Origin of the sequence: Streptomyces sp. NPDC059850, assembly GCF_042731515.1 — a bacterium.
Taxonomy (GTDB): Bacteria; Actinomycetota; Actinomycetes; order Streptomycetales; family Streptomycetaceae; genus Streptomyces.
The window spans coordinates 176,546-190,344 of the sequence record NZ_JBHWJI010000004.1; the positions used below are offsets into that span (position 1 = coordinate 176,546).

Below are 13,799 nucleotides of genomic sequence, written 5' to 3' on the forward strand. Positions count from 1 at the left end.
CGGAAGACCACTGACATGGCGACCACCACACCCACCCAGAGCGCCGCCCCCGCGCGGCCCCGCAAGGCGGACCCCGCCCGGCGGCGGCTGCGCGGACTCGGCGGCAGCCGCGGCCGCGCCCTCAACTTCTGGCTGTTCACCAGCCCGTTCCTCATCGGGCTGATCATCTTCGTCTACGTACCGATCGGCTGGAGCCTCTGGCTGAGCCTGCACAACGCGAAGGGCACCGTCGCGCCAACCGAGTTCGTCGGCCTCGCCAACTACGCCGACATGCTCGGCGACGGCGACTTCGTGGACAGCCTGATCAACTTCACGATCTTCGCCGCGCTCATCGTCCCGATCACCTACGCCCTCTCCCTCGCCCTCGCGCTGCTGGTCCACCGCATCCGCTTCATGAAGGCGTTCTTCCGCTCGGTGTTCTTCCTGCCGACCGCGTGCAGCTTCGTCGTGGCCTCGCTGGTCTGGAAGATGTCGATGTTCAACGGGCTGCACTACGGCATGGTCAACACCGTGTTGAGCTGGTTCGGCGTCGACTCCGTCGCCTGGCTCGCCTCGCCGCATCCGCCCTGGTACTGGCTGGTGATCTGCACCGCCCGGCTCTGGCTCCAGTGCGGGTTCTACATGATCCTGTTCCTGGCCGCGCTGCAGAACATCCCGCGCGAGCTGTACGAGGCGGCGGCCGTCGACGGCGCCAAGTCCGGCTGGCAGACGTTCCGCCACATCACCCTGCCGCAGCTGCGCGCCACCTCGGTCGCGGTCGTCCTGCTGCTGCTCATCGCGGCGTACCAGGCGTTCGACGAGTTCTACAACATCCTCGACGAGGGCCGCGCCACCTGGGGCCGCCCACCGCTGGTCGAGCTGTACCTCCAGGCGCTCGGCGCGAACCAGGACTACGGGCACGCCAGCGCGGGCGCCCTGATCCTCGCCCTGCTGATCGCCATGGTCACCCTGATTCAGGGCAAGTTCCTCGGCCTCGGAAAGGGTGACGACAAGTGACCATCACGGCACCGGTCAAGAAGCGCACCCCGCGCTCCGTCATGAGCAGCACCGGACTGTACGTCGCGCTCGGCGTCGCGACCGTGCTGTTCGTCATCCCCTTCTATCTGATCATCCGCAACGCCCTGTCCACCGACGCGGACATCACCGGCGAGGACTGGGCGTTCTTCCCGAGCGACCTCCAGTGGGGGAACGTCAAGGAGCTGTTCGACGACCCGTCCGTCCCCTTCGCCCGGGCGCTGTGGAACTCCACCGTGGTGGCCGTGCTGCACACCCTCGGGACGCTGCTGGTGTGCTCGCTGGCCGGATACGGGCTGGCCCGCATCCCGTACAAGCACGCCAACAAGGTGCTGTACACCGTCCTGTTCACCCTCATGGTCCCGGCGGCCGTGACCTTCGTACCGAGCTATGTCCTGGTCTCGTCCCTCGGCTGGGTCTCCTCGCTGCGCGGGCTGATCATCCCCGGGCTGTTCAGCGGGTTCACCGCGTTCCTCTTCCGCCAGTACTTCCTGGGCTTCCCCAAGGAGCTGGAGGAGGCGGCCCGGGTGGACGGGCTGGGCTACTGGGGCGCGTACTGGCGCATCGTGGTGCCCAACTCGCTCAACTTCTTCGCGGCGATCTCCGTCATCACGTTCATCAGCGGCTGGAACGCCTTCCTGTGGCCGCTGGTGATCGGCCAGGATCAGAACTCGTGGACCGTCCAGGTCGCACTGTCCTCGTATATGACCGCACAGACGATCAACATCCACCTGATCTTCATGGCAACGGCCGTATCGATCCTGCCACTTGTGCTCGTCTTCGTGTTTCTGCAGCGCTGGCTCGTGCAGGGTGTGGCACAGACCGGTATCAAGGGCTGACCGAGGAGAGTCGATGAACTCCACGCAGCACACACCGCCGCTTCCCTACTACGAGGACGTCTCCCCCGGCACCGGAAGCCTGCCGCCGCGCGCCTGGGCCCCCGGCTCCGACGCCGCCCGGCTGAGCCTCTCCGGCACCTGGGCGTTCCGGCTGTCGCTCACCGCGACGGCCGAGGACGAGTCCTTCGCCCGCCCCGGCTACGACGCCTCCGGCTGGGACGAGATCCCGGTGCCCGCGCACTGGGTGCTGCACGGCCACGGCGCGCCGATCTACACCAATGTGAACTATCCGTTCCCGGTGGACCCGCCGCGCGTGCCCACCGAGAACCCGACCGGTGACCATCTGCGCGTCTTCGACCTCCCCGGCGACTGGCCTGCGGACGGGGACGCGGTGCTGCGTTTCGAGGGCGTCGAGTCGTGCGCCCGGGTCTGGCTCAACGGGGAGGAGCTGGGCACCTTCAAGGGCAGTCGGCTGCCGCATGAGTTCGCGGTCGGCGGGCTGCTGAAGCCGTCGGGGAACGTGCTGGCGGTGCGGGTGCACCAGTGGTCCTCCGGCAGCTATCTGGAGGACCAGGACCAGTGGTGGCTGCCGGGGATCTTCCGCGAGGTGTCGCTGGTGCACCGCCCGGCGGGCGCCGTGGCGGACTTCTTCGTGCACGCCTCGTACGACCACCTCAGCGGCGCGGGCACGCTGCGGGTCGACGTAGACGTAGACGCCAACGTCAACGCCGAGCCGGGCGGCGGCGGCCGGGTCACCGTGCCCGAACTGGGGCTGGACCTGGCCACCGGGGAGAGCGCCACGCTGCCCGTCGAGCCGTGGACGGCGGAGACGCCGCGGCTGTACGAGGGCACGCTGACGACGGCGGGCGAGACCATCGCGTTGCGGATCGGCTTCCGTACGGTCGTGGTCGAGGACGGCGTGTTCAAGGTCAACGGCCAGCGGGTGCTGTTCCGGGGCGTCAACCGGCATGAGTTCCACCCGGAGACCGGCCGCGCGCTGGACCTGGCGACGATGCGCCACGATCTGGAGCTGATGAAGCGGCACAACATCAACGCCGTGCGCACCAGCCACTATCCGCCGCACCCCGCCTTCCTCGACCTGTGCGACGAGCTGGGGCTGTGGGTCATCGACGAATGCGACCTGGAGACCCACGGCTTCGTCGACCTCGACTGGCGGAACAACCCGGTCGACGACCACCGCTGGACCCCCGCGCTGATCGACCGGGCCGCCCGGATGGTCGAGCGCGACAAGAACCACCCGTCCATCGTGATGTGGTCGCTGGGCAACGAGTGCGGCACCGGCCGAGGGCTGTCCGCGATGGCCGACTGGATCCGGGAGCGCGACGCCTCCCGGGTGATCCACTACGAGGGCGATCTGTCCTGCGCCGACACCGGGATCTACTCCCGGATGTACGCGCCGCACGACGAGGTCGCGCGGATCGGCACCCGTACGGAGCCGCCCTGGGGCGACCCCGCGCTGGACGCGAAGCGCCGGGCGCTGCCGTTCATCCAGTGCGAGTACGCCCACGCGATGGGCAACGGGCCGGGCGGACTCAGCGAGTACCAGCGGCTCTTCGAGGCGCATGAGCGGCTGCAGGGCGGGTTCGTCTGGGAGTGGATCGACCACGGCTTCGCCCGGCACACGCCGAACGGCACGCTGTACTACGCGTACGGCGGGGATTTCGGCGAGGAGCTGCACGACGGCAACTTCGTCTGCGACGGGCTCCTCTTCCCCGACCGCACCCCGTCCCCGGGGCTGATCGAGTACAAGAAGGTCATCGAGCCGGTACGGATCGAGGGCGACGGGGCCGCCGGGACGGTCCGGATCACCAACGGCCACGACTTCACCGACCTGTCCCATCTCGCCTTCACCTGGGCGTACGAGGCCGAGGGCGTGGCGGTCGGCTCGGGCGAGCTGGCGGTGCCGCCGCTGGCCCCCGGCGCGTCCGCCGACCTCAAGCTGCCCGCGCCGCCGGACACCGCGCCGGGCGCCGAGACCCGCTGGACGGTCGAGGCGCGGCTCGCCGCCGGGACGGCGTGGGGCGGGGCGGGGCATGTGGTGGCCTGGGCGCAGCTGTCCGGTGTGGCCGCCGCCGCGCCTGCCGCTGCTACGGCCTCGGTGGCGCCGCGCCGTGGCGGGGACCGGATCGTCCTCGGCCCGGGTACGTTCGACGCCGCCACCGGCACCCTCGCCGACCTCGGCGGGCTCACGCTCACGGGGCCCCGGCTCGACCTCTGGCGCGCCCCCACCGACAACGACAACGGCGCGTCCTGGCAGCCCGATGAGCGCTACGGGCTGATCTGGCGGGAGTTGGGTCTGCACCGGCTCCAGCACCGGGTGGACGCGGTGGATCTCGCGGACCGGGAGCTGACCGTCCGTACCCGGGTCGCCCCGGCGGCCACCGACCTCGGGCTGACGGCGGTCTACCGCTGGACGGCGGAGGGCGACCGGCTGCGGCTGGCCGTCTCCGTCACCCCGCTCGGCACCTGGCCCTGTCCGCTGCCCCGGCTGGGCGTACGGCTCGGGGTCCCGGCCGCGCTGGGGGCAGCGGAGTGGTTCGGCGGCGGTCCCGGCGAGGCGTACCCGGACACCCGGGCCGCCTCCCGGCTGGGCCGCTGGGCGCTGTCGGTGGACGAGCTGCAGACGCCGTACGTGCGGCCGCAGGAGAACGGCGCGCGGGCCGATGTGCGCTGGGCGCGGCTGACCGCCCCGGACGGCACGGGCCTGCGGATCGAGGGCCACCCGCCGTTCTGGTTCACCGCCCGCCGCTGGACCACGGAGCAGCTGGACGCGGCCGAGCACACCCCGGACCTGGTCGCGTCGCCCGACACGGTGTGGGTCAACCTCGACCACGGCCAGCAGGGCATCGGCAGCCAGTCCTGCGGGCCTGGGGTGCTGGAGCCGCACCGGCTGCTGGCGGCCCCGGCGGAGTTCTCGTTCACCTTCGCCCCGCTGGGCTGATCGGACACCCGGCCGGGGTCAGGTCTCCAGCACCCGGTGCAGGAACTGCTGAGTACGGGCCTCGGCCGGGCTGCCGAAGACCCGCTCGGGGGTGCCCTGTTCGAGGACGACACCGCCCTCCATGAAGACCACATGGTCGGCGGTGTCCCGGGCGAACCGCATCTCGTGGGTGACGACCACCATGGTCATGCCCTCGTCGGCCAGGGACCGCATGACGCCGGTGACCTCGCCGACCAGCTCGGGGTCGAGGGCGGAGGTGGGTTCGTCGAAGAACATGACGGCGGGGTCCATGGCGAGCGCGCGGGCGATCGCCACCCGCTGCTGCTGGCCGCCGGACAGCTGGGCCGGGTAGGCGTCCGCCTTGTCGGCGAGTCCGACCCGGGCCAGCGCCTCCCGGCCCCGCTCCTCGGCCTCCTTGCGGCTGATCTTGCGTACCTTGAGCAGCGCGAGGGTCACATTGCCCAGCGCCGTGCGGTGCGGGAACAGGTTGAACTGCTGGAAGACCATGCCGACGTGGCCGAAGATCTCGGGCGCGCGCCTGCGGTCGTGCAGCGGGACTCCGTTGACCCAGACCTCTCCACGGTCGGCGCGTTCCAGGTCGCACATGATCCGCAGCAGGGTGCTCTTGCCGGAGCCGCTGGCGCCGATGAGCACCACGACCTCACCGGCGCCGACCTCGATGTCGACGCCCTTGAGGACCTCCAGGTCGCCGAAGCGCTTGTGCACGCCGGACAGGGCGACCTGGGCGGTGGTGGCGGGGGTCCGTTCCATGGGGGACTTGGTGATCATCAGGCGGTCACGGCCTTTCTCTCCATGCGCCGGACGACGACCGACAGCGGGGAACAGATGACGAAGTACAGGACGGCGATGGCCAGGTACGCCATGCCCGGGTGCCCGTCCCGGTCCACGATGGCCTGGCCCTCGCGGAGCAGTTCGGCGTAGCCGATGACGACGGCGATCGAGGTGTCCTTGACGAGCGAGAGGTACTGGCCCACCAGCGGCGGCAGCACGATGGCCCGGGTCTGGGGCAGGATGACCGCCCCGAAGGTCTGGACGCGGGACAGGCCCAGGACCCGCGCCGCCTCCCACTGGCCGCGCGGGACGGCCTCGATGCCGGCGCGGAAGATCTCCGCGACGTAGGCGCCCTGGAAGAGGGTGAGCGCGAGGAGGGCGGCGCCGAAGACGGAGATGTTCCCGATGCCGAGGTAGGCGGCGCCGAAGTAGATGAAGAGCATCTGGACCAGCAGCGGGGTGCCCCGGAAGATCTCCAGGTAGCAGCGGGCGAGCTGGGCCAGGACGGGGATCCGGCTGGTGCGGATGGCCGCGATGACCAGGCCGAGCAGGGTGCAGGCGGCGATGGCCGCGACGGACAGCACGACGGTGGACCACAGCCCGGAGCCGTACAGATCCCGGTTGGACCACAGGACCGACCAGTCCATCACGCCTCCTTGCGGATCAGGACGAGACGGCGGGCCGCGCTCCGCAGACCCGCCAGGACCGACTGGCGGGCGCGGATCGGGCGCAGCGGCGGTTTGAAGGCCGCGCGGCCGATCAGCTCCGCCACCAGCACGACCAGGTTGGTGAGCACCAGGTAGAGCACGGCGGCGATGCCGAACACCTGGATGGTGAGGAGATTGCGGGAGTTGATCACCATGGCGGTGCCGGTGAGTTCGGGGACGGAGATCGCCGACAGCAGCGACGAGCCCAGGATGATCTGGACGAGCTGGTTGATCACGGCCGGGTAGACGTTGCGCAGCGCCTGCGGGAACACGACGTGCGCGAAGGTCCGGAAGGGGCTGAGGGCCAGCACGCGGGAGGCCTCGCGCTGGCCGCTCGGGACAGCCTGGATGCCCGCGCGGAAAATCTCGGTGAGGTACGCGCCGACGTTGAGGCCGAGCGCCGCGATGCCCGCCTGGACGGGGCTGAGCCGCAGCCCGGCGGAGGGCAGGGCGAAGTAGGCGACGAACATCTGCAGCAGCACCGGGGTGTTGCGGATGACCTCGACGTACAGGGCGGCCGGGGCGCGGACGAGGGCGTGGCGCGACCGGCGGGCGAGGGCGCCCAGCAGTCCGAGGGCGCAGGCGAGGACGAAGGCGGCGAGGGACAGTTTCAGGGTCAGCCAGGCCGCGCCGAGGTAGGTGGGCCAGTCCTGGAGGGCGTAGGTCCAGTCGGCGAACATGGGGTTCCTCCACGGGGGCGGCGGCGGGGGTGCCGCCGCCCGGCAGGGCTCAGTAGGACGGGGTGAGGGGGTAGACGGGCTTGACGCCGAACCACTTCTTGTAGAGGTCCGCGCTCTGGCCGGAGGTGTTGAACTCGCGCAGCCAGGTGTTGATCCACTGCAGCCAGTCGGAGTCGCCCTGGCCCACGCCGATCGCGTTGTACTCGAGCGGGACGACGGAGTCCTTGGTGACCTTGAGGGAGGGGTCGAGCTTGGCCTGGTAGTTGAGGAAGTTGGAGTCCTCGACCATGGCGTCGGCCTGGCCCTGCTTGACCGCGAGCACGGCGGCCGCCGAGGTGTCGTACTCCTGGATCCGCGCCTTCGGGTTGCCCTCCTTGACGGCGGCGCCGTTGGTGGAGCCCTTGGTGACCGCCACCTTCTTGCCCGAGAGGTCCTTGAGGCTCGCGATGTCGCTGGACTTCTTCACCATCAGCACCTCACCGGCGACGATGTACGGATCGCTGAAGGCGACCTGCTTCGCGCGCTCGGCGGTGGTGGTGAAGTTGCAGATCACGGCGTCGACCTTGTGGGTGCGCAGGTTGGGGATGCGGTTGGCGGAGGTGGTGTCGACGATCTTCGCCTTGACGCCCAGGGCCTTGGCCATGGCCTTGGCGACATCGACGTCGAAGCCCTGGGGCTTGTTGCCCTTGTCCGTCGACCCGAAGGGCGGGAAGGTCAGACAGCTGGCCACCCGGAGGGTGCCGCTGCGGGTCACCTTCTGCAGGGTGGAATTCTGCGATGGGGAGGCCGGGCTCTGGCTCGACGAGCAGGCGGCGAGCAGGGAAGTGGCGGCGAGGGCGCTCACAGAGATCGCGACCAGCCTGCGGACATGAGGGCGTCGTCCCATGACGGGACTCCCTTCGGGGTGAAAAAGGCGAGACAGATCATCGAGGCCGCGATCTCCGATGACCGTCGGGCTCTGGGGATTCTGCAATGCAGAATCGAATTCCGTAATGGGTGCGCACAAGCTAACCGAGGCGGTCAGGGCCGTCAATGGTTGATTTCGAATTCCGGCATCGAGTGCTGCTATGCAAAATCAGCGGGGTCGGCTAACGTCCCCGCATGACTTCTCGGCCGGACACTGGGCGCAACACCTCGTCGTCGCTGCGCCGCGCGCTGTCCATCGTGATGTTCCTGGCCGAGGACCGCGGGCATCCGCGCGGTGCGACGCTCACCGATCTGGCCGAGGGTCTTGGCCTCAGCAAAAGCACCATCCTGCGGCTGCTCGCACCGCTGCGGGAGGTGCGCCTGGTGGACCAGGACTCCGAGAACGGGCGCTATCAACTGGGCCCGCAGAATGCCTTTCTCGGTCAAGTCTATTTGGAGCGGCTGGACTTCCGCGAAGCCGCCGCCCCGTATCTGCATGAACTCGTCGACGGCATAGGGGAAACGGTCCACTTGGTGGTCTTTGATCCACCGGAGATCGTTTATATCGACAAGGTCGAAAGTCCGCAGCCGGTGCGCATGCATTCCCGCATCGGCAGCCGCCAGCCCGCGTATTGCACCGCCGTCGGCAAGGTGTTCCTCGCCTACGCGTCCCCCGCCGTGGTGGACCAGGTGATCGCGTGGGGCATGCCGACCCGCACCCCGGCCACCATCACCACCGCCGGGTGGCTGCGCGCCGAGCTGGGCGCCGTGCGGGAGCGGGGGTACGCGATCGACGACGTGGAGAACGAGGCGGAGATCCGCTGCGTCGCGGCGCCGGTCTTCGACCACAGCGGGGCGGTCGCCACCGCGATCAGCGTCTCCGGCCCCGCCTCCCGCGTCACCCGGGACCGCGTCGCCGAGATCGGCGAGAGCCTCCTCGCCTCGACGAAGGCCCTCTCCGAACGCCTCGGCGGCACGCTCCCGCCCGCCCCCGCGCCGTAGCCGGTCAGCCCCTGCCGACCGGCGCCGGGATCGACGGGTCGACGCGGACCGCTTCGGCCGACAGGCGGGCGCGGTAGGCGGCGCCGTCCCACCAGGCGACCCGGACCTCGTAGCCGTCGGCGGCGAGCGCCACGTCCACGCGGGCCAGCGTCTCCAGCGGCGGCGGGTCCGGTTCGGCCGTCAGCCGGGCCAGGCAGACGAACAGGTCACCGGCCGCGCCGCCGGTGGTCTCGCCGGTGAGGGCGGGGGCGACGGCGTGACCGGTGAAGGCCGTGGCGGCGGCGGGCAGCGGATCGGCGGTCAGCAGGCCGTGCAGCGGCAGGAGTTCGGAGCGCGGGCCGGTTTCCGGGCTGCTCGGGCTTTCTGGGCTGCTGGGGCTGCTCGGGCTGCTCGGGGCCTCCGGGGCCGCCCAGCCGGTCTGGCGTACCGCGTGGCCCGGGGCGGCCCCCGCCACCAGGTGGACGCGGACCTCCGCCGCGCCGTGCGCCAGCACCAGGCCGGTGATCCGGACCTCCTCCGGCCGCTCCTCCCCCACCACCCGGGCGCGGTGGCGGGAGGCGGCCCAGCCCTCCCCCGCACCCAGGGGCTCCAGCCCCGTCCGCAGGGAGACCCGGTCGCCGCCGCCGCTCAGCAGGCCGAAGTGGTTGTCGGGCGCGGCGCCGTACGGGACGGGCCCGGTGGCCGTGGAGTAGGCGAGGCGGGCGTAGTACGGGTCGTCCTGGTCGGGGTCGCCGGGCGGCGGAAGGTGTTCGCTGCCGTGGTTGTGGAGCCGTACCAGGCCGTCGGCCACGGTGGACTGGAGCAGCCAGTTCGGGCCGGGCACCGCGCGGGTGAGATCGGTGGTGGTGGCCGGTCCCGGCTCTTCGCGGGCCGTCCACACCTCGTGGCCGTCCGGGAGCAGCAGCCCGAGGAAGCCCTTGGCGGCCCAGTAGGGGGACGCGGGTCCGGAGTAGGGCTGGGCCAGCTCCTCGTAGCGGCCGTGCCAGCCCGGCGACAGCAGCCCGCCGCCCGATGCCGCGCCCCGGTCGAGAAAGTAGCGCAGGGCGCCGGAGGCGAGGCGGCGGGTGGTGCCCGGGGTGAGCGGGGTGTGCCCGGTGAGGGCGCCCAGCCACAGTGGGGCGGCGGCCGCGAACCGGTAGATGAGCGAGCGGCCCTGGTGGAGCGGGGCACCGTCGCCGCCGAAGAGGTGGGCGTAGTCGGCGAGATGGGCGGCCAGCCGCTGCCCGTAGCGGGCGAGCCGGTCGGTGTCGCCGGACAGCCAGGCGTCGAGGGCCGGATAGAGGTGCAGGGCCCAGCCGTTGTAGTAGTCGAAGGCGCGGTTGGCACCGTCGCTGTACCAGCCGTCGCCGGTGTACCAGGGCTCGATGCGCTCCAGGCCCCGGGCGACGGCGGCGCGGGCGGCCTCCGCCTCCACGTCCGCCTCGGCGAGGAAGCCGCCGACGGCCACCGGGAACAGCTCCCAGTTGGTGGGCACGGGGGTGGCGGTCAGCGCGTCCGTGAGCCAGGCGCCGACGCGCTGGCGTACGCCGTCGTCGAGGCGGTCCCACAGCCAGGGGCGGGTGAGCCGCAGCCCGAGCGCGATCGAGGCGGACTCGACCAGCGGCTGGCTGCGGTCGGCGATCCGGGGCCAGTCCTCCGGGCCGTCGCCGCCGGGCCGCCGGGTGCCGGTGGCGAACCCGGCCGCGTACCGCTCCAGCAGGCCGTGCGGGTCGGCGCCGCGCGCGCCCGCGACGCGGAACGCGGCCAGCAGGAAGGTGCGGGCGAATCCCTCAAGCCCATCGGAGCGGGCGCCCGACCAGCTCGGCCGGAGGCCCGGCAGCCGGTAGAGGGCCTGCCCGGGGGTGGCGTACGGGGTGACGGCGGCGAGCAGCCCGTCCCCGGCGGCCTCCCAGTGGGCCCGGGTCCACCCGGTGTACGGGCTGGTGGCGCGGTCCTCGGCGGGCATGGGGAACGGGTACGTCATCGGATCACCCCGCCGGGGACGAGGCGCTGCGCGCGCAGCTCGCCGAGCACCAGCCGGGCGAACTCGGTGGCGCCGTGGGCGGAGGTGTGGGTGTTGTCGCGGGCCTCGTTGTAGAGGTAGAGCGCCTTGGAGTCCTCCGGGCCGAGCCGTTCCACCAGCTGCCGGGTGAGCGCGGTGAGGTCGATGAGGGGGACGCGCTGTTCGGCGGCGAGGGCGCGCATCTCGGCGGGCAGGTTCACGCCGAGGCCGTTGATGTGCAGCGCGGTGCCGTTGTCGAGGGTGCCGTCGTCGTTGAACCAGCGGCGCACGATGGGCGTGACGAGCACGGGTTGGCCGCCGCGCGCCCGTACCCCGTCGAGCAGCGCGGTGAGGTTGGCGCGGTAGTCGGCGGCGGTCGTCTGCTTGTCGTTGTGGGCGAGCTGGATGAGCACGGTGTCGCCCCTGCGGATCAGCGGCCGCATGGTGGGGAAGAGCCGGGGATCGGCGAGGAAGGAGCCGGAACCCTCGCCGGAGTCGGCGTAGTTGGCGACCGAGAGGCCGCTGCGGAAGTACTGCGGAAGCTGCTGCCCCCAGCCCGTGTACGGGGCGGCGATCTGGTCGCAGACGGTCGAGTCCCCGGCGAGGAAGAGCTGCGGGCGGCGGCTCGCGGTGACCCTCAGATCGGTGAGGCGGGGCGCGTCGCCGCCGAAGGTGAGGTCGAGCCCGGGGGAACCGCTGGGCCCGGTCGGCTCCCCCTCGGGCTCGCGCACATCGACGGTGAAGGTCACCTTCAGCCGCTGCCGGGCGGCGGTCGGTGTGGCGGGCAGCAGGGTGCGCCGCGACTCGGCGGTCACGGTGGTGCTGCCCGCGTCGGCGCCGCCGAGGACGGCCGTGACGTCGTACGTCCCCGGGGCGACGTCGAGGTGGCAGGTGATCGGGGCGGTGCCGGTGCAGTCGCGGAGGGCGTGGCCGGGGTGGTGGCCGGAGGTTCCGGCCCACGCCGGGGCGCAGGGCAGCAGGGCGAGGCAGGCGGTGGCGGCCAGCAGTGCGGTACCGGCGCGTCTCATGGAGGCTCCTCAGCTCGGCGCGTGCGGCGCGGCGTAGGGTCGGGCGGCCCGACCCTACGCCGCTCGGCAAGCGCTTTCTAGAGTGCCCACAAGGTTTGCGGGGGCGGGCCAACGCACCGCCCCCGCAAGTGTTTTCAGGTCTACGCCGCCCGGCGGCGGAGCGCGTCGAGCGCGCGGTCCGCGTGCACTCCCATCCGGAACTCGCTCTTGACGATTTCCAGCACCCGGCGGTCGGTGTCGATCACAAAGGTGACCCGCTTGGTCGGTACGGCCGCGATGCCGCGCTTCACCCCGAACCGCTCCCGCACCAACCCTTCCGGATCCGACAGCAGCGGATAGCCGAAGGAGTACGCGCGGGCGAACTCCGCCTGCTTTTCGACCACATCGGCGCTCACGCCGACCGGCTGGGCGCCCAGCTCCTTGAACTCCGCCGCGATGTCGCGGAAATGGCACGCCTGCTTCGTGCACCCGGGCGTGAAGGCCGCCGGATAGAAGAACAGCACGACCGGGCCGCCCGCGAGCAGCCCGCTCAGAGTACGGGTGGCGCCGTCCTCGTCCGGAAGTTCGAAGTCCTCGACCACATCACCGATGTCCATGAGGATCAAGCTATACGGCCGGACCGCCGCCCCGTGGGGCGATGCCCCCGGCGGTCCGGCTCCTCGTGTGCCGGTTACGCCGTCGGTTAGGCGGGGGCGTCACCGAAGTCCGGTATGTCCAGGCGGGTGCCGCCCTGGAGCGCGGACCGGTGGGCGATGATGCCCGGCAGGGTGTAGCGGGCCGCGACCCACGCGTTCACCGTGGGCAGGGTGCCAGTGGTGACGGCGGTGACGAAGTCGTCGACGAGGAAGTGGTGACTGCCCTCGTGCCCGTTGGGCAGCTCGGCGAACTCCTTCGGCAGCTGCGACCGGTCGTGCACGGGCGCGCTGCCCGAGGTGAAGGCGTCCCGCAGGGCGGGGGCGACGTCGGCGAGCGACGGATCGTCGGCGGACAGGGTCGGCGCGGGCTGAAGGTGCGCGGAGACGTCCTGGACGCCCTTCTTGTCCTGCCAGAAGCTGACGGTGGCGAGCTGTTCGAGACTGCCCTCGGTGCCGAAGAAGCGGAACCGCGACTCACGGATGTGCGAGGGGTAGCCGACCCGCCGGAACTCGTTGATACGGAACGACCCGCCCCCGGCGGCCTCGAAGAGCGCGGTCGCGTTGGAGAAGTCGTTGTCGAACTGGCTGACCTCCTTGTCGAAGACCCCGTCCCCCCGCTCGTCCCGGACGCCGATCGCGGACACGCTCACCGCGTGGGTCTGCCAGGCGCCCAGCACCCCGCCGACCGAGTGGGTGGGGTAGTGCAGCGGCGGATAGCTCGCGGTGGACTTCCAGTCCGCGCCGCCGCTGTACTGGTACGCCTCGTAGAAGCCGAGGTCCATGTCGTGGACGTAGTCGCCCTCGGCGTAGAAGAGCCGCCCGAAGCCGCCCTCGGCGATCTTCTGCCGGGCGTAGACGGTGGCCGGGTTGTACTGGCTGGTCTCGCCCATCATGTACGTCAGCCCGGTCTCCCGGACGGCCTCGATGATGGCGGCGATCTCCACCTCGCTGACCGCCATCGGCACGGCGGAGTACACATGCTTCCCGGCGTGCAGGGCCTGGACGACGAGGGGGCCGTGGGTCCAGCGCTGGGTGAACAGCGCGACGGCGTCCACGTCGGATTCCAGCATGGCCTCGAACGTGGGATGGGTCCCGGCCAGCCCGTACTGGGAGACCAGCCGGTCCGCGCGCTCGGGCAGCAGATCGGTGACGGTGACGTCCCCGACGCCCGGGTGGGCCTGGAAGAGCTTGGCGAACTGGCCGGCGAACTGCCCGGCGCCGACGATGCCAAGGGTGAACGGCATGGAGGGCCC

12 protein-coding genes are annotated in these 13,799 nt (G+C 71.4%); 4 read left to right on the plus strand and 8 right to left on the minus strand.

Annotated features, from left to right (window positions below; translation table 11 throughout):
• Positions 1–15: 15 nt before the first annotated feature.
• From ACFV9T_RS05100 to ACFV9T_RS05110, 3 genes are read left to right on the plus strand one after another with little or no spacing between them, the layout of a single operon-like run.
• On the plus strand, positions 16–996 hold the full coding sequence (locus tag ACFV9T_RS05100) for a carbohydrate ABC transporter permease (protein WP_385436712.1): 981 nt from the start codon (positions 16–18) through the stop codon (positions 994–996).
• Positions 993–1,853, plus strand: a complete 861-nt coding sequence (locus tag ACFV9T_RS05105) for a carbohydrate ABC transporter permease (protein WP_385436713.1) — start codon at positions 993–995, stop codon at positions 1,851–1,853. The genes ACFV9T_RS05100 and ACFV9T_RS05105 overlap by 4 nt, the downstream gene beginning before the upstream one ends.
• 13 nt (positions 1,854–1,866) lie before the next feature.
• Complete coding sequence (locus tag ACFV9T_RS05110; protein ID WP_385436714.1) at positions 1,867–4,815, plus strand: glycoside hydrolase family 2 TIM barrel-domain containing protein; 2,949 nt, start codon at positions 1,867–1,869, stop codon at positions 4,813–4,815.
• An 18-nt stretch (positions 4,816–4,833) separates the two neighbouring features.
• Here ACFV9T_RS05110 and ACFV9T_RS05115 read toward each other — a convergent pair whose 3' ends face one another.
• From ACFV9T_RS05115 to ACFV9T_RS05130, 4 genes are read right to left on the minus strand one after another with little or no spacing between them, the layout of a single operon-like run.
• On the minus strand, positions 4,834–5,586 hold the full coding sequence (locus ACFV9T_RS05115) for an amino acid ABC transporter ATP-binding protein (RefSeq protein ID WP_385436715.1): 753 nt from the start codon (positions 5,584–5,586) through the stop codon (positions 4,834–4,836).
• A gap of 17 nt (positions 5,587–5,603) precedes the next feature.
• On the minus strand, positions 5,604–6,254 hold the full coding sequence (locus tag ACFV9T_RS05120) for an amino acid ABC transporter permease (RefSeq protein WP_385436716.1): 651 nt from the start codon (positions 6,252–6,254) through the stop codon (positions 5,604–5,606).
• The gene (locus ACFV9T_RS05125; protein ID WP_385436718.1) at positions 6,254–6,994 is read right to left on the minus strand and encodes an amino acid ABC transporter permease; all 741 of its coding nucleotides are present in this window, start codon (positions 6,992–6,994) and stop codon (positions 6,254–6,256) included. The genes ACFV9T_RS05120 and ACFV9T_RS05125 overlap by 1 nt, the downstream gene beginning before the upstream one ends.
• Before the next feature lie 49 nt (positions 6,995–7,043).
• Complete coding sequence (locus tag ACFV9T_RS05130; protein WP_385436720.1) at positions 7,044–7,880, minus strand: transporter substrate-binding domain-containing protein; 837 nt, start codon at positions 7,878–7,880, stop codon at positions 7,044–7,046.
• A 215-nt stretch (positions 7,881–8,095) separates the two neighbouring features.
• On the opposite strand from ACFV9T_RS05130, the gene ACFV9T_RS05135 reads away from it, so the two are divergent.
• Positions 8,096–8,902, plus strand: a complete 807-nt coding sequence (locus ACFV9T_RS05135; RefSeq protein WP_385436722.1) for an IclR family transcriptional regulator — start codon at positions 8,096–8,098, stop codon at positions 8,900–8,902.
• 4 nt (positions 8,903–8,906) lie between these two features.
• Here the strand turns inward: ACFV9T_RS05135 and ACFV9T_RS05140 are convergent, their stop codons facing one another.
• The 4 genes from ACFV9T_RS05140 to ACFV9T_RS05155 all read right to left on the minus strand — a co-directional run bounded on the left by ACFV9T_RS05140 (position 8,907) and on the right by ACFV9T_RS05155 (position 13,790).
• Positions 8,907–10,865, minus strand: coding sequence for a DUF2264 domain-containing protein (locus tag ACFV9T_RS05140; protein WP_385436723.1), 1,959 nt, complete (start codon positions 10,863–10,865; stop codon positions 8,907–8,909).
• Positions 10,862–11,911, minus strand: coding sequence for a rhamnogalacturonan acetylesterase (locus tag ACFV9T_RS05145; protein WP_385436725.1), 1,050 nt, complete (start codon positions 11,909–11,911; stop codon positions 10,862–10,864). The genes ACFV9T_RS05140 and ACFV9T_RS05145 overlap by 4 nt, the downstream gene beginning before the upstream one ends.
• A gap of 140 nt (positions 11,912–12,051) precedes the next feature.
• On the minus strand, positions 12,052–12,507 hold the full coding sequence (locus tag ACFV9T_RS05150; RefSeq protein ID WP_385436727.1) for a peroxiredoxin: 456 nt from the start codon (positions 12,505–12,507) through the stop codon (positions 12,052–12,054).
• A gap of 86 nt (positions 12,508–12,593) precedes the next feature.
• Positions 12,594–13,790 carry a Gfo/Idh/MocA family protein gene (locus ACFV9T_RS05155; protein ID WP_385436728.1) on the minus strand — a complete coding sequence of 399 codons (1,197 nt, stop codon included), beginning with the start codon at positions 13,788–13,790 and terminating at the stop codon, positions 12,594–12,596.
• Positions 13,791–13,799 lie beyond the last annotated feature (9 nt).

Excerpts from the sequence above, each read along its gene's own strand:
- ACFV9T_RS05110 (WP_385436714.1), top strand. The coding sequence starts at position 1,867 with ATGAACTCCACGCAGCACACACCGCCGCTTCCCTACTACGAGGACGTC.
- ACFV9T_RS05115 (WP_385436715.1), bottom strand. The coding sequence starts at position 5,586 with ATGGAACGGACCCCCGCCACCACCGCCCAGGTCGCCCTGTCCGGCGTG.
- ACFV9T_RS05140 (WP_385436723.1), bottom strand. The coding sequence starts at position 10,865 with ATGACGTACCCGTTCCCCATGCCCGCCGAGGACCGCGCCACCAGCCCG.
- ACFV9T_RS05100 (WP_385436712.1), top strand. The coding sequence starts at position 16 with ATGGCGACCACCACACCCACCCAGAGCGCCGCCCCCGCGCGGCCCCGC.
- ACFV9T_RS05145 (WP_385436725.1), bottom strand. The coding sequence starts at position 11,911 with ATGAGACGCGCCGGTACCGCACTGCTGGCCGCCACCGCCTGCCTCGCC.
- ACFV9T_RS05120 (WP_385436716.1), bottom strand. The coding sequence starts at position 6,254 with ATGGACTGGTCGGTCCTGTGGTCCAACCGGGATCTGTACGGCTCCGGG.
- ACFV9T_RS05155 (WP_385436728.1), bottom strand. The coding sequence starts at position 13,790 with ATGCCGTTCACCCTTGGCATCGTCGGCGCCGGGCAGTTCGCCGGCCAG.
- ACFV9T_RS05135 (WP_385436722.1), top strand. The coding sequence starts at position 8,096 with ATGACTTCTCGGCCGGACACTGGGCGCAACACCTCGTCGTCGCTGCGC.
- ACFV9T_RS05125 (WP_385436718.1), bottom strand. The coding sequence starts at position 6,994 with ATGTTCGCCGACTGGACCTACGCCCTCCAGGACTGGCCCACCTACCTC.
- ACFV9T_RS05150 (WP_385436727.1), bottom strand. The coding sequence starts at position 12,507 with ATGGACATCGGTGATGTGGTCGAGGACTTCGAACTTCCGGACGAGGAC.
- ACFV9T_RS05130 (WP_385436720.1), bottom strand. The coding sequence starts at position 7,880 with ATGGGACGACGCCCTCATGTCCGCAGGCTGGTCGCGATCTCTGTGAGC.